Origin of the sequence: Nocardioides sp. T2.26MG-1 (genome assembly GCF_950101795.1) — a bacterium.
Lineage (GTDB): Bacteria > Actinomycetota > Actinomycetes > Propionibacteriales > Nocardioidaceae > Nocardioides.
The window spans coordinates 22,484-41,685 of the sequence record NZ_CATNLZ010000008.1 but is presented as its reverse complement, the minus strand read 5'-3'; the positions used below and the strand labels follow the sequence as shown (position 1 = coordinate 41,685).

General features: G+C 67.0%; 18 protein-coding genes and 1 tRNA gene. 9 read left to right on the top strand and 10 right to left on the bottom strand.

Annotated elements, in window-relative coordinates; translation table 11 throughout:
* Window positions 1-86 precede the first annotated feature (86 nt).
* Window positions 87-1,253, top strand: a complete 1,167-nt coding sequence (locus QQZ14_RS08475) for an acyl-CoA dehydrogenase family protein (protein WP_121258965.1) — start codon at window positions 87-89, stop codon at window positions 1,251-1,253.
* Between the two features lie 143 nt (window positions 1,254-1,396).
* Here the strand turns inward: QQZ14_RS08475 and QQZ14_RS08470 are convergent, their stop codons facing one another.
* On the bottom strand, window positions 1,397-2,626 hold the full coding sequence (locus QQZ14_RS08470) for an acyl-CoA dehydrogenase family protein (RefSeq protein WP_284533819.1): 1,230 nt from the start codon (window positions 2,624-2,626) through the stop codon (window positions 1,397-1,399).
* On the bottom strand, window positions 2,626-3,024 hold the full coding sequence (locus QQZ14_RS08465) for an SDR family NAD(P)-dependent oxidoreductase (protein WP_284533818.1): 399 nt from the start codon (window positions 3,022-3,024) through the stop codon (window positions 2,626-2,628). The genes QQZ14_RS08470 and QQZ14_RS08465 overlap by 1 nt, the downstream gene beginning before the upstream one ends.
* 394 nt (window positions 3,025-3,418) lie before the next feature.
* On the opposite strand from QQZ14_RS08465, the gene QQZ14_RS08460 reads away from it, so the two are divergent.
* A complete protein-coding gene (locus QQZ14_RS08460; protein ID WP_121256584.1) occupies window positions 3,419-3,688 on the top strand; it encodes an SDR family oxidoreductase in 270 nt (89 codons plus the stop codon).
* 43 nt (window positions 3,689-3,731) lie between these two features.
* Here the strand turns inward: QQZ14_RS08460 and QQZ14_RS08455 are convergent, their stop codons facing one another.
* The 4 genes from QQZ14_RS08455 to QQZ14_RS08440 all read right to left on the bottom strand — a co-directional run bounded on the left by QQZ14_RS08455 (window position 3,732) and on the right by QQZ14_RS08440 (window position 8,597).
* Complete coding sequence (locus QQZ14_RS08455) at window positions 3,732-4,229, bottom strand: CBS domain-containing protein (protein WP_121256582.1); 498 nt, start codon at window positions 4,227-4,229, stop codon at window positions 3,732-3,734.
* Window positions 4,230-4,371: 142 nt separating this feature from the next.
* Window positions 4,372-5,100 carry a sulfate reduction electron transfer complex DsrMKJOP subunit DsrO gene (gene dsrO, locus QQZ14_RS08450; RefSeq protein WP_121256580.1) on the bottom strand — a complete coding sequence of 243 codons (729 nt, stop codon included), beginning with the start codon at window positions 5,098-5,100 and terminating at the stop codon, window positions 4,372-4,374.
* A gap of 2 nt (window positions 5,101-5,102) precedes the next feature.
* Window positions 5,103-7,610 carry a molybdopterin-containing oxidoreductase family protein gene (locus QQZ14_RS08445; protein ID WP_284533817.1) on the bottom strand — a complete coding sequence of 836 codons (2,508 nt, stop codon included), beginning with the start codon at window positions 7,608-7,610 and terminating at the stop codon, window positions 5,103-5,105.
* 42 nt (window positions 7,611-7,652) lie between these two features.
* A complete protein-coding gene (locus QQZ14_RS08440) occupies window positions 7,653-8,597 on the bottom strand; it encodes a DmsC/YnfH family molybdoenzyme membrane anchor subunit (protein WP_284533816.1) in 945 nt (314 codons plus the stop codon).
* A 179-nt stretch (window positions 8,598-8,776) separates the two neighbouring features.
* Here QQZ14_RS08440 and QQZ14_RS08435 point away from each other — a divergent pair, with 179 nt between their 5' ends.
* From QQZ14_RS08435 to QQZ14_RS08415, 5 genes are all read left to right on the top strand, one after another.
* Window positions 8,777-9,175 (top strand): carboxymuconolactone decarboxylase family protein, encoded by a 399-nt coding sequence (locus tag QQZ14_RS08435; RefSeq protein ID WP_284533815.1) that lies wholly within the window; start codon window positions 8,777-8,779, stop codon window positions 9,173-9,175.
* A 371-nt stretch (window positions 9,176-9,546) separates the two neighbouring features.
* The gene (locus QQZ14_RS08430; RefSeq protein ID WP_284533814.1) at window positions 9,547-9,708 is read left to right on the top strand and encodes a winged helix-turn-helix domain-containing protein; all 162 of its coding nucleotides are present in this window, start codon (window positions 9,547-9,549) and stop codon (window positions 9,706-9,708) included.
* A gap of 617 nt (window positions 9,709-10,325) precedes the next feature.
* A complete protein-coding gene (locus tag QQZ14_RS08425) occupies window positions 10,326-10,937 on the top strand; it encodes a TetR/AcrR family transcriptional regulator (RefSeq protein WP_121256568.1) in 612 nt (203 codons plus the stop codon).
* A 1-nt stretch (window position 10,938) separates the two neighbouring features.
* Entirely contained in the window at window positions 10,939-11,430 is a 492-nt protein-coding gene (locus QQZ14_RS08420) for a PaaI family thioesterase (RefSeq protein ID WP_121256614.1), read from the top strand.
* A 173-nt stretch (window positions 11,431-11,603) separates the two neighbouring features.
* Window positions 11,604-12,152: a TetR/AcrR family transcriptional regulator gene (locus tag QQZ14_RS08415; RefSeq protein WP_240641441.1), complete on the top strand. Its 549-nt coding sequence runs from the start codon at window positions 11,604-11,606 to the stop codon at window positions 12,150-12,152.
* Between the two features lie 1,082 nt (window positions 12,153-13,234).
* Here the strand turns inward: QQZ14_RS08415 and QQZ14_RS08410 are convergent.
* Both QQZ14_RS08410 and QQZ14_RS08405 read right to left on the bottom strand, forming a co-directional pair.
* On the bottom strand, window positions 13,235-15,601 hold the full coding sequence (locus QQZ14_RS08410) for an MMPL family transporter (RefSeq protein ID WP_121256564.1): 2,367 nt from the start codon (window positions 15,599-15,601) through the stop codon (window positions 13,235-13,237).
* A 34-nt stretch (window positions 15,602-15,635) separates the two neighbouring features.
* Complete coding sequence (locus tag QQZ14_RS08405; RefSeq protein ID WP_284533811.1) at window positions 15,636-16,235, bottom strand: TetR/AcrR family transcriptional regulator; 600 nt, start codon at window positions 16,233-16,235, stop codon at window positions 15,636-15,638.
* Between the two features lie 262 nt (window positions 16,236-16,497).
* Here QQZ14_RS08405 and QQZ14_RS08400 point away from each other — a divergent pair, with 262 nt between their 5' ends.
* A complete protein-coding gene (locus QQZ14_RS08400) occupies window positions 16,498-16,959 on the top strand; it encodes a hypothetical protein (protein ID WP_284533810.1) in 462 nt (153 codons plus the stop codon).
* 274 nt (window positions 16,960-17,233) lie between these two features.
* Window positions 17,234-18,436 carry a cytochrome P450 gene (locus QQZ14_RS08395; protein WP_284533809.1) on the top strand — a complete coding sequence of 401 codons (1,203 nt, stop codon included), beginning with the start codon at window positions 17,234-17,236 and terminating at the stop codon, window positions 18,434-18,436.
* A 42-nt stretch (window positions 18,437-18,478) separates the two neighbouring features.
* Here the strand turns inward: QQZ14_RS08395 and QQZ14_RS08390 are convergent, their stop codons facing one another.
* Window positions 18,479-19,024 carry a DUF2243 domain-containing protein gene (locus QQZ14_RS08390; protein ID WP_284533842.1) on the bottom strand — a complete coding sequence of 182 codons (546 nt, stop codon included), beginning with the start codon at window positions 19,022-19,024 and terminating at the stop codon, window positions 18,479-18,481.
* Between the two features lie 101 nt (window positions 19,025-19,125).
* A tRNA-Met gene (locus QQZ14_RS08385) sits at window positions 19,126-19,199 on the bottom strand.
* Window positions 19,200-19,202: the final 3 nt, after the last annotated feature.

Below are 19,202 nucleotides of genomic sequence, written 5' to 3'. Positions count from 1 at the left end.
TAACCCACAGGGCTGGCGCGGGTACAGGACGTACCCGTAGCCTGCGGTACAGGTTGTACCCGGTACCCACTAGCTCTGGAGGACCCATGCCCGGCCGCCGTTCGCCCTGGATGACCCAGGATCTCGACGACTTCCGCCAGCTCGCCCGCACGTTCTGCGAGAAGGAGATCAAGCCCAACATCGAGCGGTTCATCGACCAGAAGCGCGTCGACCGCGAGCTGTGGACCCGCGCCGGCGAGCTGGGCCTGTTGTGTACGTCGATCCCGGAGGAGTACGGCGGGGGCGGCGGCACGTTCTTCCACGAGGCGATCCTCATCGAGGAGCAGGCTCGCATCGGTGACAGCAGCTGGGGAGCAGCGCTGCACAGCGGCATCGTCGCGCACTACCTGCTGCACTACGGCACCGAGGAGCAGAAGCAGCAGTGGCTGCCCAAGATGGCCTCCGGCGAGGTCGTGACCGCCATCGCGATGACCGAGCCCGGCACCGGTTCCGACCTCCAGGGAATCAAGACCAAGGCAGTCCGAGAAGGCGACGACTACGTCGTCAACGGCGCCAAGACATTCATCACCAACGGCTACCACGCCGACATGGTGCTGGTCGCCTGCAAGACCACCCCCGATCAGGCCGCTGCCGGCGTCTCACTGGTCATCGTGCCGAGCAGCTCCGAGGGTTTTCGGCGCGGTCGGGTGCTGGACAAGATCGGCCTGAAGGGCCAGGACACCTGCGAGCTGTTCTTCGATGACGTACGCGTGCCTGCCGGCAATCTGCTCGGCACCGAGGAGGGTCAGGGCTTTATCCAGCTCATGATGCAGCTGCCCCAGGAGCGGCTTATCGTCGCCGTAAGCTGCGCCGCGTCGATGGACTTGATGCTGGATGTGACGCATCAGTACACGCTCACGCGCGAGGCGTTCGGCAAGCCGATCTTCGGATTCCAGAACACCAAGTTCAAGCTCGCCGAGGTCGCCACCGAGGCCCGCGTCACCCGCGCCTTCATCGACGAGTGTCTCGACCTGCACGTCAAGGGCCAGCTGGACATCCCGACCGCCGCGATGGCGAAGTACTGGGCCTCGGAACGCGCTCAGCAAGTCGCTGACACGTGCCTGCAGCTCCACGGCGGCTACGGCTACATGGAGGAGTATCCGATCGCTCGCGCGTGGACCGACCTGCGGATCAGCCAGATCTATGCCGGCACCACCGAGATCATGAAGGAGATCATCGCCCGGTCACTCCCGACACCTGCCAAGGCCCAGTAGTGACAGGCCGGGCGACGATTGCGACCGGGCGACGCTCGCTCCTAACTCTCGGACCGGAGGACCCAGTCGCCTCCATCAGAACCGGCACGCGACATTCGCGTCGGTAGGCACTGTCTGGTTTGCATGCCGGGGCCTAGCCAGGCCTAGCCAGCACGTATAGCCGCTTGACGGCGGAGCTCTGCTCGGGCGAGCCCGTTCTTGTGGACCTCGTCTGGTCCGTCGGCGAATCGGAGCGTCCGGATCGAGGCGTACATCGCAGCGAGGGGAAAGTCCTGCGACAGCCCACCGGCTCCGTGCACCTGGATCGCCTTGTCCAGGATCCACTCGACCGTGAGCGGGGTGGCGACCTTGATGGCTTGGATCTCGGCGTGAGAGGCCTTGACGCCGGCGGTGTCGATCAACCACGCCGTCTTGAGGACCAGCAGCCGCAACTGCTCCACGCGCAGTCGGCACTCGGCGATCCAGTCGCGGACCGTGCCTTGATCCGACAGCGGTTTACCGAAGGCGATGCGGCCGTCCGCGCGGGCGCACATAAGCTCGATGGCGCGCTCGGCGACGCCGATCGACCGCATGCAGTGGTGGATTCGGCCGGGCCCCAGGCGCTTCTGAGCCGTGGCGAACCCATCGCCTTCACTACCCACCAGGTTCCCGACCGGCACCCGCACATCGTCAAACGAAAGCTCAGCATGGCCGCCGTGATCGTGGTCGTCGTACCCAAGGACAGTCAGGGCGCGGTGGATCTCGAGGCCCGGCGTGTCTCGCTCGACGAGGATCATGGACTGCTGCCGGTGCCGCTCGGCGGCCGCGTCGGTCTTGCCCATCACAATGAAGATCTTCGCGTTGGGGTTCATCGCGCCCGTGATCCACCACTTCCGCCCGTTGATGACGTAGTCGTCGCCGTCGCGGACGATGCTGGTGGCGATGTTGGTGGCGTCGGAGGAAGCGACCGATGGCTCGGTCATCGCGAACGACGATCGGATCTCACCGGCGAGCAGCGGTCGAAGCCACTGCTCCTTCTGCTCCTGGTTGCCACACATCGACAAGAGCTCCATATTGCCGGTGTCCGGAGCGGCACAGTTCATCGCCGGTGGTGCAAGGTGTGGGCTGCGACCTGAGATCTCGGCTAGCACGGCATACTGCACATTGGTGAGTCCGGCGCCTTCGTCCCCGGGAAGGAAGAGGTTCCACAGTCCGCGCCTGCGGGCCTCGGCGCGTAGGTCGCCCATGATCGGCGCCGAGTCCCACGCCCACCGGTTCCCGAGGTCCGCCAACTGCTCGGCGAACACGGCCTCGGACGGATATACGTGTACCCGCATGAAGTCAAGCAGTTCGGTCTGGAGTTCCTCGGTCCGTGAGTCAAGCCCGAAATCCATCAGCTCTTCTCCTCGCGTGCGTTGAGCGCTGCGTCCATGCCTGGGTCACGGCGGATTCTCGAGAAGTGCTTCATGTTGGTCACGGCGTCCCACTCCTCGACGGTCATGCGGAAGAGCAGGTTGTCTCGGATGATCCCGGCGTTGTTCACCAGGACCGTCGGCTCCCCCAACTGCGTGACGATCTGCTCGACGCCGTCCTGGACGGCCTGCTCGTCGCTGACGTCGACGCGGACCGCCAGGCCCCGACCGCCTGCCGCCTCGATCTCCTCGACCACGGCCTGACACGCCGGCTCGTCGCGGTCGGCCACCGCGACAGCGAGTCCGTCGGAGGCCAGTCGGCGGGCGATGTCCGCACCGGTCACGATCGCCACCCGTTCCATGGTGGTGGACTTGTTCATGTGAAACCATCTCTAACGTTGAGGTGACGGGGACGGAGCTCGTCAAGCGACGGCTCAGACCGCGCAACGCTGAGCCTGGCTGGCGCGAACAGCGTCAGGTCGCGCGCCGGTATGTCGATGCTCACGGGCGCCCGAGTGCTCGGCGGGCAAGCTCCAGGTACGCGTTCCACCGCGTCCCCAGGCGAGTCGTGAGCCTGGCCAGGGTCGCCCGCGGCACGCATCCGGTGGTCGATGCCCGCGGAGACGACGGCGATCTTGTAGTACGCCAGCGCCAGGTGGAAGTCCCAGTGGGCGAGGCTGACGCCGCCTGCGGCTTCGTACTGCGCGGCCAGCGTGGGCACGTCCGGCAGCCGCGGGCTCGACCACGCACCCGGGACGCCGAGAATGAGATCGAATCCCGCGTTCGAGCTCACTGGCGGCTGAGCTCGGTCGCAGCGGGGTCACCGTCAACACCTTGTGCCCGGGTTGGGTGGAAACCGACCTGGTCAGCGACCTGCACTCCGACGAGCGGTTCCAGCAGCGCGTCGTGCGGCGTACCCCTGTCCGACGTTGGGGGGTCCCGGCCGATATGACGGCCGCCGCCGTCTTCCTGTCGGGTCCCGGGTCGGCGTTCATGACCGGACAGACCCTCGTGGTCGACGGCGGCCTCTCCGCGACCTGGTGAGTGGACCAACCACCCGCCGGCTGTTCGCCGGCGATGAGCACGTTCAGGCGAGGGCGTCCTGAGGGAGCGCGGCACGCGACAGAGTGCCGGTCGCATGCCGTTCAGCGGCCCTGGCGGCCACGTCCCCGTCGGAACAGAAGCCGGTCTGCCGACGCTTGAGGCACAACAAGCCCAGCAGCGTCCGGTCCTCCTCTACGACAGCGAGCCGCCGCTCGCCTCTGGCTACCAGCCACCGGCGCACGTCCTCAAGCGGGACGTCTGGGGCGACGGTGCGGTTGGTCAGGGTCGCAAGCGGCAGCGCCAGCGCGCCGTCGTCAACGTCCGCCTCGAGGTCCTCGCGCACCAGCGTGCCCAGCAGACTGGGCCCTCGGGTGAGGAGGAGCATGTGAACATGCTCGTCGGCGAAAGCGGCCCGCGCCCCGCCGACTGTCACCTCCGCGGGCATTGTCCATGGCCGGCGGACGAGCGCCTCGGCGACCGTCCTCCGGTCGGCGGCGTCGTCGTGTCCCGCCTGGATCGGCCGAACGGTGTCCCCCTTCACGGGAGGACGGAGCGATGAGGGGCGGGAACGGTCCTGACTGCGTGGACGCCCGGCCCTTGCCGTATCGAACCTGCCGCCGACCCCAGACAGGCAGGTGACTTGCGCCTGAGAACTCCGTAGCTGCCCCCCCGGCGGTGCGGCACTAGGAGGGCCCCACAGCCACCGTGCTGGGCTCGACGGCGATCGAGTCGAGCCCTGTCCGGTGCACGTTGCGCCGCTGGACGGGGATGTAGTAGACGCTGGGGTTGGTGCCCATCTCCGGCTGCAGCTGTTGGGCGCCCTGCTCGCGGATGAGCCGGGAGACCTCCGAGTCGGGGTCGTTGAGATCACCGACGAAGCGTGCCCGCGCAGGGCACGTCTCGATGCACATCGGAAGGGCGCCGGCGTCGATGCGGTCCATGCAGAAGTCACACTTCTCGACTGTGCCGCGCACTCCCGAGGTGACCGCCGAGGAGCCGAGCGCATGGTCGGTGGGGCGTTTGGCCGGCTTCTCGTTGAAGACACGAACCCCGTAGGGACAGGCTTGGATGCACGAGCGGCAACCGATGCAGTCCTCAGTGTGGATCGCGACAATGCCGTCTTCGCGCTTGTAGGTAGCGCCGGTAGGACACACCGGCAGGCACGCCGGGTCCTCACAGTGCTGACATGCCATGGGCAGGAACGACAGGGTGGGGTGCTCGACGGTGCCTCCGACCTGGTCGATCTCGTCTCCCTCGACCGTGAGCACCCGGTTCCACCAGGTCCCTTCGGGGAGGTTGTTCTTTATCTTGCAGGCCACCGAACACGTCTGGCATCCGATGCAGCGGTTGAGGTCGATCACCATGCCCCACCGGCGGGGCCGTGCCCCATTCTGGGTCTTCGCCTTGGACATCGTCACTTCTCCTTCACGAGGGTCGGGGCGCCGCGCCGCTGGGCTTCTGGCATGACCGGGATGGCGGCCGCGTCGGCCTTGACCGCCTCGACCAGGACATCGAAGAACGAGCAGCTGTAGTGGCGGACGTTGGCCTGTTCGTGGGTCAGCTCCTGGTAACCGCCGGCGAGGAATTGGTGACGTTGCCAGCCCTTGTTGATGTTGCACGTGGAGTCGGGGAACGCGTTGTTGGTGCGCACCTTGAGGTAAGCCTCGCCCCGGTCGTTGAACACCTTGACCACGTCGCCGTCGACCAGGCCCCGGGCGGCCATCTCGCGATCGTTGAGCTCGACCAACGGCTCGGGGTCCATCTCGCGCAGGACGGGCACCTCGTAGTAGGTGCTGTGTACCCGGAACCGAGAGTGTCGCTGATTGAGCACCAACGGGTACTTGGCGAACTTCGGGTTGTCCCGCCACGCTTCGAAAGGCGGCTCGAAGTGCGGCAGCGGGTCGACGCCGTGGGTCACCGGGATCCGCAATGAGGGCATGGACTCGGGGTAGTTGACGATGACTCCCTCGGCGTAGAACTCCGCCTTCCCCGAGGGAGTCATGAACCCGCCGTCGCTCAACGGGATGTAGCCAGAGTCAAAGAGCCGGGCGACGCCGTCGCGGCGGAACTCTTCGGCGACCTCGGGCCGCTGCAGAGCCGTGGCAATGTTGTCGACGATCCGGTCGATCCACACCGTCGGGCTCTCGGAGAAGTATTGACCGACGCCGAGCCGCTGGGCCAGCGCGCCGAAGATCTCGTAGTCCGAGCGGGCCTGTCCGACGTTGGCGATGGCCTTCTGCTGACGCATGAGGAAGGGGTGCATGCCTGCGCAGAGGTCGTCGTTCTCGAACCAGCTCGTCACCGGCAGCACGATGTCGGCCATCCGCGCCGTGTCGTTCATGACCATCTCCATGCTGACGACCAGCTCGACGTTCTCCTCCGAGAGCATCTCGTTTCGGATGCGGTTCTGGTTGGGGAAGTTGCTCACGAAGTTCGAGCAGTTGAAAATGAGCGCCTTGACGGGCCAGTCCACCGGTTCAGGTGTGCTCGACCGTGGCCCGGCGAAGGGGTTGCTGGGGTCGGCGGGGACCCACTGCTGGGTTACCCCCTTGGCGACGGCGTCGTAGAGCAACAGGTAGTTGAGCTTGGCCGTGTGGTTGCCGGTCGGCATGGTCCACTCATCGAGCACCCCGGGGGTGAAGATGATGCTAATCGCGGTTCCGCCCATCAGCGAGCCGAACGGTGTGGCCCCCGGCTTGCCGATCTGCCCGCTGATGACACCCAGCGTGGCGATGCCGCGGCCGACTAGGTCGGCGTTGTCCCAGCGGTCGATACCCATGCCGGAGTAGATGAACGACGGCCCGGCGGTGGCGTAGCGGCGGGCGACCTCACGCACAAGCGCGGGCTCGACGTCGGTGACGTCCCACATCGCCTCCGGGCTGTGCTCGGCTGCGGCGTCGGCAAGGAGCTGGAAGGCGGGCCGAACCGTGACCGCCCCCTGGGGCGTCTGTACCTGGTAGGTGCCGAAGATCGCCGTCGTCGCCGTGTTGGGGTCGGCCGGGACGGGCACACCGGTGCTCGGGTCAAGGGCGAGCACAACGGGTTCCGCGGTCGGGTCCAAGTCGCTGGCCCGCAGGAACAGCCCGTTGTCCTCACGCACCAGGTAGGTCGCCACCGTGTGCGCGCGCAGGTAGGTCTCATCGTAGAGCCGTTCCTCGATGACGGTGTTGACCATCGACATGGCCAGGGCGCTGTCCGACCCCGGTCGAGGCCGCACCCAGATGTCGGCCTTGCTGGCTGCCTCGGAGAACCGTGGATCGATCACGATGAGCTTGGCACCGTTGTCGAGGGCGTCGGCGAAGAAGTGCCAGTTGTGCACCTGGGACTCGGTGACGTTGGTGCCCCACGCGATGATGGTCCGGGCATTGGCGATGTCCTCGGGCTGATGGGCTAGCATCCAGGCGGCCATGCCGCTGGCCAGGTTGGCCGCCACCTGAGTCTCGCCGGTGGCTAGGCCGAGGTCGATCGAGTCGGCCGCGAGGGTCGCCCCCAGCACGTTGGCCATGCGGTGCGCCGCACCGGCAAGCGCCCCGTTGATGAGTGCATAACTCCCGGACAGCGGCGCGAAGCAGACCGCCTTGTCACCATAGCGCTCGCGCACGCCGGTGAGCTTGGCCGCGATCTCGTCGAGCGCCTCCTCCCAAGAGATCTCCTCCCACAGGTTCTCCCCACGCTTCCCGGCCCGGCGCAGCGGCGTCGTGATGCGGTCGGTGCCGTATACCCGCTGCGGGTGGCTCAGCCCGCGCAGGCAAATACGGTTGTAGCGGGAGTCGGGGAACGGTGCCGCGGTGGTCTCGACGAGCTTGCCGTCTCGCACGTGCGCGTAGAGGCGGCAGTTCATCCAGCAGTTGGGGGTGCACGCGGAGGCGAAGACCTGCTCGCCTTCTGCGGGCAACAGCGGCAGAGGTGCTGTCAGTGCCATGGGAACAACTCCGATGTTGTGGGGGGATCGAGGGATGCCGGTTCAGCCGAGAGGGCTGACCTTGACGCCAGCGCACAGCTGGGCATAGCGGAACTGCAGGCTGCCGGCCACGCTGAGGGCGCCACCGATGGCAAGCAGGGCAGGACCTGCTGCCGTAGCGGCGAAAGCGATGAGGGTGAGGACGACAGGCACGCCGAACCCAATCAGCACGCTGGTCCAGAAGTGGGCGGCCATCCCACCCCGCAGCAAGCGGTGCAGTCCGGCCCGAGCCGCAGGAGTGTGCTCGTGCGCACGATCGAGGACGTACATGTGGGTGATCCCCAGCGTGGCCACCAGGCCGACAAGGAAGCCGACACCGAGCTCGGTCCGCACGTCCTCCAGCCGTCCGTTGACGGCGAGGACGAACAGCGTCAACCCCAGTGAAGAGGTCAGCGCATGAGCGATGAACTGCGCCGGCACCAGCGCCGAGTGCCACAGGCGGATCGAGATCGACTCATAGAGCACCATGCCGGGATAGGCTATGATCACGGCCGCTGCGGCGAAGGAGATGGCGATCATCACCTGAGCCGTCAGGTTTGCTTCCAGGAATGGTTCGTCCGTCCAGGGCAACGCCCCGAACCAGCCGGGGAGCAGATAGAGCGCGCCGATGATCAGGAAGACGAAGTCAGCGAGCGCCCCCCGCGCGATCCACGACCGGTCAGGGCGTTTCAACGCCTTTAGCACCCGTTCCGGCCTGCCCAGGTCCAGGATCAAGATCAGTCCGCCGATCCCAACCAGGACTAGGCCCACGACGTCGAGCAGGGACAGTCCCAGCACGGTTCCGGTGTCGGCGAGCGAGAACGCGTGACGCACCATGAAGGTGCCCGCCCCCAGCCCCATGGCCCAGAACCACAGCGCATGCGGTCCCCGCCAGTGTGGCTGTGGGACAAGGTGTGGTGCGAACCGGTCGTAGGTCCGCTCCCGTTCGATCAACGTCGGTTTTGCCATACCCGCCTCCGGTCCGCCGTGGCCGGCCTCGCCGGCACTCCATCCCACAGTCCGCGCAGGAGGGCGCCGGCGATATGGACCTTGGTCCCGAGTCGCCCTCCGAAGTGCCCGCCCTTCGACACCGGCCCCGAGTAGTCTGCGTTGCGGAACGGATGCGCGTGAGGGGCGACGCCCCCCTGGTGGCTCTGTCGGCTGCACAGGAAGAACGCAACAAGTGGCAACGAGGAGAGGCGAGCGTCTTGGTGGACCATGCGGAGTACTTGCCCGGCATCTATCAGGAGTTCAGAGAGCGCTACCCGGGTGTGGCGAGCGCCCAGGACACGCTGGCGCAAGAGATGGCAAGTGCGACACCTTTCGACGATCGAACTGTCCGACTACTGAAGCTCGCCCTTGCTGTGGGAGCCCAGTCGGAGGGGGCCGTCAGGTCGAACACCCGCAAGGCCCTCGCACTGGGCGCCAGCGCGGATGAGTTGCGGGCGGTGGCGATGCTGGCGGTGACGACCTGTGGGTTCCCCACCGCGGTCGCCGGGCTGGGGTGGATCGACGACGTCGACTCCGCCCCGACATCTGGCGGCTGACCGGCCGCGTAGGGACGTCTGCCGGAGGGCAGGCTTCCGATGACTCCCCACGGTCCTTCGGGAATCGAGCCAGCCGCATGCTGTCGAGGGTCAGACGGGCCGCTGGCCGCTAGAAGCCAAAGAGCGGCGACACACCTGGGGGCACGGGACTGGTGGCAGCGTGTTGCCACCAGCGGTTCTCGCTTTCTCCGACCAGACGGGTCGACGGCTGCCCTACCATGGAGTCGTGATCGAGGTGCAGGACCTCCGGCTGGACCCCGAGAGCCGACGCGTGTGGCGCGGTCGCGAGGAGGTAGAACTCTCCCGCAAGGAGTTCGACCTTCTTCACGCGCTCATCTCGCGCCGGGGACATCGTCACCCGCGAGGAGCTCATGCGCGATGTCTGGGGCACCACGTTTTGGACCTCCTCCAAGACCATCGATGTCCACCTGGGCTGGCTGCGCCGCAAGCTGGGTGACGATCCTCGTCACCCGCACCTGATCACGACGATCCGCAGCAGGGGCCTCCGCTTCGAGCCCCATCCGCCGAGCTGACCTCTATCCTGCTGACCGCGTCTGCATCGCGCAGCTCACCTCAACCGAGTTTTGCCTGCAAAGCCGGGCCTGGGGAGTCGGCGATGCAGGGGCGCCCTGGCACGGGTCTGGGCAACACCCAGCACCTTTCGGCGGTCGAGTTGAGCGTGCCCCGCCTCCCCGCAATGCGGCCAGCTCGTTGGACCACTCATGGGCCGGGTGGGCTGTCGACGACACGGGTGAGCGGCACCCACTCACTATGTAAGGCGTCGGCAAGTCGCACGAGTGCAACCGTTGTGCCCAGTTCTAGGACTGTGGCTTCGAGCCAATCGCCGTCCCCCTCGGGGGCCACCCACACCGCCTGATTCCTTGTGACCACCCAGCGAGTGTGACATCTGAGGCCCTCCATGGGCAGACCACGCGGAGGTTTTCGCCGAGGGGCGGAAGCACACTCTGCGCACAGTCGGGGCCGCTGTGGAGGTGGACGCCCGGACACGCGGCGCCCGCCAAGACACCGCCCGACAGCCGCATCGGCCATCGACCTTGCAGAACTGACAGGCGTGCCACATCCACCCGCTACCCGCCGGCCCAAGTACCGCGCAGCTACGTGCGTTCGTGCACGCATGTAGTCTCTGAGCATGCCCGTCCACGTGAGAAGGCAAGAGGAGCGCTCGGCGTCAACACGGCGAGCGCTGCTCGATGCCACCGTGTCATGCCTCGCGGAACTCGGATATGCGGGAACCACCAGTGCCGCGGTCGCGGCCCGGGCGGGCCTCTCACGTGGTGCACAGTTGCACCACTTCGGAACCCGCGACCAGTTGGTCGTCTCCGCCGTCGAGCACTTGGCGCAGGAGCGCCTACGCCGCGTCCGAGAGCAGATGGAGCTGCTTGGGCCCCCTTCCACCGGAGCCCAAGGTGTAGGGGGCGCAGAGCAGCGCGAGACGGCTCTACGGTTGCTGGCGGAGGCGCTCTCTGGGCCCCTGTACGCCGCGAGCCTGGAGTTGTGGGTTGCCGCTCGGGCGCATCAGGCCCTGCGGGACCATCTCGTTCCGGCCGAAGACCGCGTCAACGCCGAGTTGGCCAAGATCTGCCGCACCTACGTCACCGCGGACCCCACAGAGATCCGGCTCACCCTCGACCTCCTCCTCGGAAGAGGAGTCAGCGGACTGTTGACTCCCCATCCAGGCCCTCGGCAGGCGGAGGCTCTCACTGCCTGGGCACTGCGTCTGCAGGGAGCCCCGCGTGGCTGACATGCATACGCTGCTGGCTATGTGGTCGGAGAAGTTCGTTGGCTACCCCGACGGCGCCGAACTGCCGGTCCACCACGACCACTGCCTGGGGTGCGGGCCGCACAACCCCCACGGGCATCATCTCCGGGCCGTTCGAGAGGGCGACGGCGTCGAGGCATGGCATGAGTTCGACGCCCGCCACGTAGGTGCGCCCGGCATTGTCCATGGCGGCGCGGTCGCTACCGTTGTCGACGACCTTTACGGCTGCTTGCTGTTCCTCGAGGGCGGGCCGGCGGTCACCCGCCAGCTGACGATCGAATACCTGGCGCCGGTACTCATCGGAACGACGTACCACCTGAGAGCCGACGTGGCCCGCCGAGACGGACGCAAGCTGTTCCTCACCGCCAGCGGGATCGGGCCGGGCGGTAGCGCTGTCGTCTCTTCGACGGCTGTCTTCGTCAAAGTCGGCGCGGAGCATTTTGCTCAGGGCACCACGACGCAGCCTAGTGACTAAGCCCCAGCTCCGATGCGAGGCACAATCGCGCCAACAGAACCTGCGCCTCGCCCGCCTCCCAGGGCTCACCGTGCACCGTCGCAACCGGAGGTTGCCGCAGCCGATCTAGTCTCTCAGTCCAATCACTCTGGAGGGCTTCGATGCGAACTGTTCCCAGTCACACTGCCGTCAAGTTGAGTGCTGCGGCCGAGCTGTTCGCCGAGCACGGTGTCGACCAGACGAAGATGGAAGACATCGCGGCTGCCACCACCATCCCCAAGGCGACGCTGTACTACTACTTCGCTGGCAAGGAGCAGATCCTCGCGTTCTTGTTCCGCGACGCCCTGGATCGCGTCGCCGACGAAGTGGCCATCGCGGTTGAGTCGGAGGGATCCGCAGCGGCCCGGCTAGCCGAGGTTATCCGGGCCCAGCTGCGGGTGATGGCCGAGCAACCGGCGGTCTGCCGGGCCTTGGTGGGCGAGCTCGGTCGGGCCGGCCGGATTCCTGAGATCGCAGCAATGATCCATTCGGCTTACTACCAGCCAGTGCAGTCGCTGATCGAAGACGGCGTAGTTGACGGCTCGCTGCGTCAGGTGCCCGACCCGGGGTCGGTCGCGATGGCGGTCTTCGGTGCGGTCACCATCAGCGCCCTGTCCTACCTCGTGAGCGCCCAGGACCTGGACCAGGAGCGCCTCGCGAGCGCGGTGACGACCCTGGTCCTCGACGGCGTACGTTCACACTGATCCCCAGCCCCGTGCCCTTCCGGCGCCTTGAAGAACCGTCGCCAGGTCTGCCGCGACGTCGGTGGTCACCTGACTGCCCTCGCTCGCGACTTCTCGAGTCAATCATCTTGGTTTGGCGTCCGCTGCAGATCGCAGCAACACCGGTCTCTTCCCGAGCGCCCGGTCGCGACAACCAGAGCACCACCGGCCCAAGCACCAACCCGGATAGTCGACCGACTCCACGGCATCGTTATCCGCGCCGGCCGCAGGCGCCCAGAATCTCGACAAGAGGCCCGGCCCCTCAGGGAATCGCAAGGGAGCCGGCGCCTCCCGGCCGGGCCGCCCAGCCCGGCCCAGCCTGGCCCAGCGTTCCACCCGAGCCAGCCCGCCGCGCTCTGCCTGCGCGGAGGAACTCGCCGGCGGGCACCCTGGGATAGCCCCACCTAGGCGAGGGGCCTCCTCACCCGTCGGGGGCTTACATGCATGCGCGCCTGCATGTAGGCTTACGGGGATCCGGGCGCTCCTCTCGACCCGTCCGCGTCCGGCGGGGGTGACCCATGTACTTCGGGCCTGTCTGGCGGCCATTGGCGGACCTGCTCTCGGACGCCGTGTGGCATACGGTGTGGTGGATCTATGGCGGAATGGTCGCCTTTGGGAGTTGCTGGCTGATCGGGTGCGGGGGCTACCGCGCCTGGCAGCAATGGGATCGTGACTGGATTGCGCGGCGAGAGCAACGACGAGCGAGCCGGGTCGACAGAGATGTCGCGCGCGGCCTGCGCGAGGTCGAGGAGTTCCTGCGACTTCAGTGCCCTGCCCCGGTGAACGAACTTCACCGGGGCAGGCGGCCGAGGGTGCCCCGGGGCCACCGCCGACCGCGGCCGCCTCGATAAGCGTGCGAGCGGGCGGAGATGACGTCCCACAGCGAGCGTCTGCCTAACGCGGTCGGCGAGCGCTCTCCCTGACGGCGGGGAGTGGACATGCATCCACACATGGTGAGGTTGGCCGCTGGTACCGCTGACGGCTGACGGCTGACGGTGGTGCTAACCAGCCCCTCGTGCGCGCGCCCTGAGTGCACTCTCGTGCTGGCTGGGAGCGCGGGCCCACTACTTGCCGATGGACTCGTTACGTGGCGTCGCCTCGCTGTCCTGATGGTCGGTGAGCATGCGCAGGAGCCGGTCACCCTCGACATCGAGGTCGGGCAGGAGCCGGTCCAGCCAGCGCGGTAGCCACCAAGCCTTGTCGCCGAACAGTGCCATCAGCGCCGGAGTCAACGTGATGCGCACCAAGAAGGCGTCGATAAGGATGCCGGCCGCGAGCGCGAACCCGATCTGCTTGATCATGACGTCGTGGCTGAAGATGAAACCGGCGAACACTGAGACCATGATGACCGCGGCGGCGACGACGACTCGGCTGGCCTGGTCGAAGCCGTGCACCACGCCGGCTTCGCCGTGGTGGCCATGAACGTGGGACTCGCGCATCGAGGAGACCAGAAAGACCTGGTAGTCCATCGCCAACCCGTAGAGGATCCCGGTAACGATGACCGGGATGAAGCTGAACAACGGCCCGCCGGTGTCGATCCCCACCAGCCAGCCGAGCCACCCCCAAGAGAACACCGCGGTGGTCACCCCAAAGGTGGCCAGGATACTGAGTAGGAAACCGAGCGTGGCTTGGATCGGTACGACGAGTGACCGGAAGACCACCAGCAGAATCAGCAGCGACAGGCCGACGATTATGGCCAGGTAGAGCGGGACGATTTCGGCGAGTCGGTCGGACATGTCGATGCCAATCGCGGTGAAGCCGGTGACACCCACCTCGACGTCATACTCCTGCGCGACAGCCGAGCTGGGTGAACGAAGGGCCTTGACGAGGTCGGCGGTGGCCTCGTCATCGGGGCCCGAGGTGGGGATGACGCTGAGCACCGCCATCTGCCCGTCCTGACTGGTTCCCACAGGTACCGCGGCCACCACCTCATCGCGCTGCTGTAATCGCTGCGTGACCGCCCCCAGGGTCTGGGCGTCCACGGCAGCGCCCTTGGAGGACTCCACGGTCACCAGCAACGGCCCGTTGAACCCCTCTCCGAACCCCAGGGTGACCAGCTCGTAGCTCTGCCGGGCGGCCGTGTCGGTGTTCGCGGTCGCGCCCGTCGGCAATCCCAGGTCCATGCTTGCTGCGGGGGCAGCTCCCATGCCCAGGACCGCGACCACACCGAGGATCACCGGCCAGCGGAACCGCAGCACCGCTTTGACCCACCGGTCCGCCACAGAGTGGGCGCCCTGGCCATCCCCTCGTTGGCTGTGTCCCTTGGCCCGAGTCTTGGCGGAGACGATCCGCTCTCCGATCAGCCCAAGTAGGGCTGGCAACAGGCTAAGGGCGATGAGGACGGCGAGCAGGACCGTGGCCGCGGCGACCAGGGCCATGGTGGTGAGCATCGAGATGCCGATGACGGTGAGCGCGACCAGCGCCACGAGCACAGTGAGACCGGCGAACAGCACGGCGCTGCCCGCGGTCCCAACGGCCCGGCCAGCTGCCTCGCGGGCGTCCAGGCCGCGGTCGATGATCAGTCGCCGCTGCCGGTTGACCACGAACAACGCATAGTCGATACCCACGGCGAGGCCGATCATCAACGCCAGGACCGGGGTGGCGGTGTTCATCTCCACCGACGTCGACAAGGCGAAGGCCGTCCCCACGCCCACCCCGACGCCGACCAAGGCGGTGACCAAGGGGAGGCCGGCGGCGATGAGCGAGCCGAGTGTGAGGACGAGGACCACGGCCGCGACCGCGAGCCCGACCACCTCGGCGGCGCCGACTGGGATCTCGATCGCCTTCAACGAGTCGCTGGGCAGTACCTGCAGACCGGTTCCCTGCTCGGCATCCTCGACCACCTCCAACACCGCAGAGACCTGCTCGTTTGTCAGGGACGTGGACGGCACGGTGAACTGGAACTGGAACAGCGCCACCGGCGCCCGGGTCGAGACCAGCACACCCGGCACCGGCGCCCCATCCAGGACCAGCGGCCGATACGGCGGCGGTGCCGGGTCTGGCCCATCGGCTTGCTGAGGCTGCGAGTCAGCAGCACCCTGCGCGTTCCCCGGTGGGGCGGCTTCCGGTCCGGCCGACGGCTGACCCTGGCCCTGGCTCAAGTCAGCCGGGTTGACGACCTGCTCCAACTCGTAGACCTTCCGCACGGTCTCGGCGAGCGCGGTCATCCTCTCCGGTGTCTCCAACCGTTCACCGTCCGGGACGGTGAACACCACGCTGGCCTGGCCGCCCGAAGCCTGCGGTAGCTCCGCGGCGACGCGGTCCAGGACCTGTTGGGCCTCCGTGTTGTCGATCTTCATCTCCGAGGTCACCTTCACCCCGTTGAACACCAACGCAGCCACCACTGTAGCCAGCACCAACACCCACCCCACGATGAATGGCCAGGGCCTGCCGTAGCAGCCGCGGCCGAGGCGGTACAAGAACGTGGACATTGGGGCTGCTCCTCGGGATTGATGTGCGTGCGGGTCAGAAGCCCGTACGGAGATGCATGAAGACCTCGGTCAAGAACTCGTCGAACTCCACGGCGTCGCGACTCGGCAGATCGCCAGGAAGGCGGACGTCGACGAGCCCCTCGAGCGCGGAGGAGACCATGCCGTAGACGGCGCCGACGAGCAGAGTGAGATAGGAAGCCGGATAGCGTCCCGCCGCCACGGAGACCATCCGCTCCTCGACCTCCAACCGCATCCGGTGCTGGACGTGGTACACGTGGGGCTCCAATGAGGGATACGCCCGCGCCAACGTCAAGACCTCCCGCATCCGGGACAGCCCCGTCGTCGTCAGCTGCAGCCGCAGCACGACCTCGACCGCATCCAGCAACGGTCGGCCCTCCGACACGTCCTCGAGTGCGTCGGCGGCAGCCTCGATACCGGCGTAGGCGACTGCTGCCACCGCCGCCTCCTTGCAGGGATAGTGATTCGCGAACGTACGGCGCGAGTACCCAGCCATCTCCGCGACCTCGTCTATCACGAACCCGCCCAGGCCGCGTTCCTTCGCCAGGTGGAAGGCAGCCTCGGCAAGCGCCTGCGCGGTCGCCGCGCGCTTCCTCCCCCTCAGGCCTTCGATCACGGCACCAGCCTCCCAGGCGATTGCCGAACAGGCAAGATTGCCCATCGCGCACATTCACCCCTCCTAGTCGCGGCAGCCGACCGGCCAACGCGAGTCACGGAAGTGGGTCCCGGGCGACGAACGCACCGACGGTCGGCGGCATGAGGCCGACGCTTCTGGGCACCATGAGTCGCATGGCTGCCGACTGGCGTCGGCGCAGTAGCGGCCCCAGCCGAGTCTCGAGCTGAGCCAAGGGGCATTCCGACGACAGAAGGAGCTCGTTGTGAACGAGGGCTGGCCGGTCCCTGGGGCCCACGCTGGGGTGGCCAGCTTTGGCCTGCGTTTGATTGCTGGATCCATTGTCGCCTCGGCCACGCTTCCGTGGCTCGCAGACTGGAACCGCCGCCATACCTTCGGCCCCGAGTACGGGCCACACGCCCGCTGGCACGGCACGTCGGAGGTCGTCAGCGCGACAACGGAAGGACTCGTGGCGCTCTGGCTGCTGCATAGCCGCCGGCCGCACGACCCCTCCTCTGAACGACTCATCACCGCCGCCGCACTACTGCCGATCGCCCGCTGGGCACCTTTCAACCTGACCCTGTTCATACCCGGCACCTCACCCTACGATCAGCACCGCATCCCCCAGCGGATCCTGGGAATGCCGGCCGCGCTGATGAGCCAGGATCTGATCGCCGTCACAGCAGCTCTCGGTCTCATCATGAGACGAGCCGCGCGGCGAACGTGACGGCCCACCGTCGGCGGCCGCCGACGACCGCCAACCTGCTCGGTGGCCGCTCTGAGCCAAGCCGCGGACGGCCCTCGACTCCGACAGGGGTCTCGACCTGAGCGGTTGGGTGTGTTGTACTCGCAGTACAAACGCGCCGTTGCAAACGAGAGTTTGCCTCTGGGGTCCTTGGCCTGATGGGAATCACCACCTTCGCAGCAAGCCTCAGGCGAGTTGCGCCAGTCCCCGACAGGAGTGCAGCGGCGTGGACGGGCGCCTCCGCAGAAGGCACACGATGAACACCACCTGGAGAGTGCCGATGAGCAGTCAGCAACTGACCTACAGCCCGTTCGATCCCGACATCATCGTCGACCCCTATCCCATCTATCGAGAGCTCCGCAATGAAGCCCCCGCCTACTGGTCGGTGCAGGCGAACACCTGGGTGCTCAGCCGCTACAACGACGTCTGCGCAGCTCTCGCCGACCCGGCGACGTACTCCTCGGCGTCGGGGATCTTCCCGACCCCTCCCGGGGTGGACATGACCCAGTTGTTCCTGCCCATGCTCATCATGACGGACCCGCCGCGGCACACCGCGCTGCGCAAGATCGTCAGCAAGGCGTTCACCCCCCGGCGGATCAACGCACTGGAGCCGCACATCCACACCATCGTCGACGACCTTCTAAACGAGTCCCCAGATTCGGGCGGATGGGACTTCGTCTCCAGATTCGCCGGCCCCCTCCCCGCCATCGTGATCGCCGACATGCTCGGCGTACCACGGGCCGACCGCGACCGGTTCCGCATCTGGTCCACCACCCTCATCCAGTCCAACCCCACCCGTGGCGAGTTCGGCCCCGGACTCGACGCCGCCGCATCGCTGTACGAGTACTTCTCAGGGTTTCTCGCGGAACGACGCGCGCGCCCGCAGGACGACCTCATGAGCGCGCTGGTCCAGGCCGACGCCGACGGCGAACGCCTCACCGAGGAGGAACTCCTCGGGTTCTGCCTGCTGCTGCTCGTGGCCGGACACGAGACCACCACGAACCTGCTCTCCAACAGCGCGGTCGTGCTCGCTCAGCATCCCGATAGCCGCCGGCAGCTGGCGGACCGCCCAGACCTCGTCCCCGGCGCCGTCGAAGAGCTGCTGCGCTACGACTCCCCCGTCCAGGGCCTCTCGCGCACCCTGACCCGCCCGGTCGACCTGCACGGACAAGACATGGCGACTGGCCAGACCGTGCTGCTTCTGTTCGGATCCGCCAACCGCGACGACCAAGTCTTCGCCAAGGCGGATCAGTTCGACCTGCATCGCGCACCAGAACGGCAGGTCGCGTTCGGACGCGGGATCCACTTCTGCCTCGGCGCGGCGCTGGCACGTCTCGAAGCGCGCATCGCCCTGCAGACGCTCCTGGCCCGCCAGCCGGACTGGGATGTCGACCTGGACTCGGCCGTTCGACTCCGCTCCGGCCCCATCCGCGGCTATGTGTCCCTGCCCTTGGGATAGCTCAGGTCCGCGCCAGATCAGGTGCGGGCGGCAGCCCGCCCGTCAGCGGCCCACCGACGCCCGCTCTCCACCTCCTCGTGCTCGACGCTCCATCGCCGCTATACCTCGTTTGTGCAGCAGCCACCCGCCGACGAGCAGTAGCGCACCGAACGCCAGGAACCCGAGGTCCCACGACAGCGGGGAACCGACGTCGTCGCGCACGTGGTGCACACCGAGGAGGTGATGATCCACGATTCCCTCAACCAGGTTGAATATCCCCCACCCCGCCAGAACGAGGCCGAAGTGGAAGGACCAACTCGGAGCGAAACGGCCTTCACGCCAAGCCTTGATCGCCGCGATCGATCCAGCCAGGACCAAGACCCACGTCGCCATATGGAAGAAGCCGTCAGCCAAGGTGTTCACTTCCAGGCCCGCCACGGTGTCCGCCGGATATTCCTCCACGTGGCTGACCATGTGATGCCACTGAAGTATCTGGTGCAGAACGATGCCGTCTATGAAGCCGCCGAATCCTAGACCGTAGAGCCTCCCGCAGGCGGCCGCCTCGAGCGCCAGCCTGGCCCCAACCCCGGGACCACAACGTGCTGCCAACGCGGAGGTTTCCGGGACATAAACGCGGCACAAGGCTATGTGGCTCAAGAAACCAAGTGGCCCCCGAACTGCGTTTCCGCAGGTCAGGGGCCACTTTCTTGTAGCGGGGGCAGGATTTGAACCTGCGACCTCTGGGTTATGAGCCCAGCGAGCTACCGAGCTGCTCCACCCCGCGTCG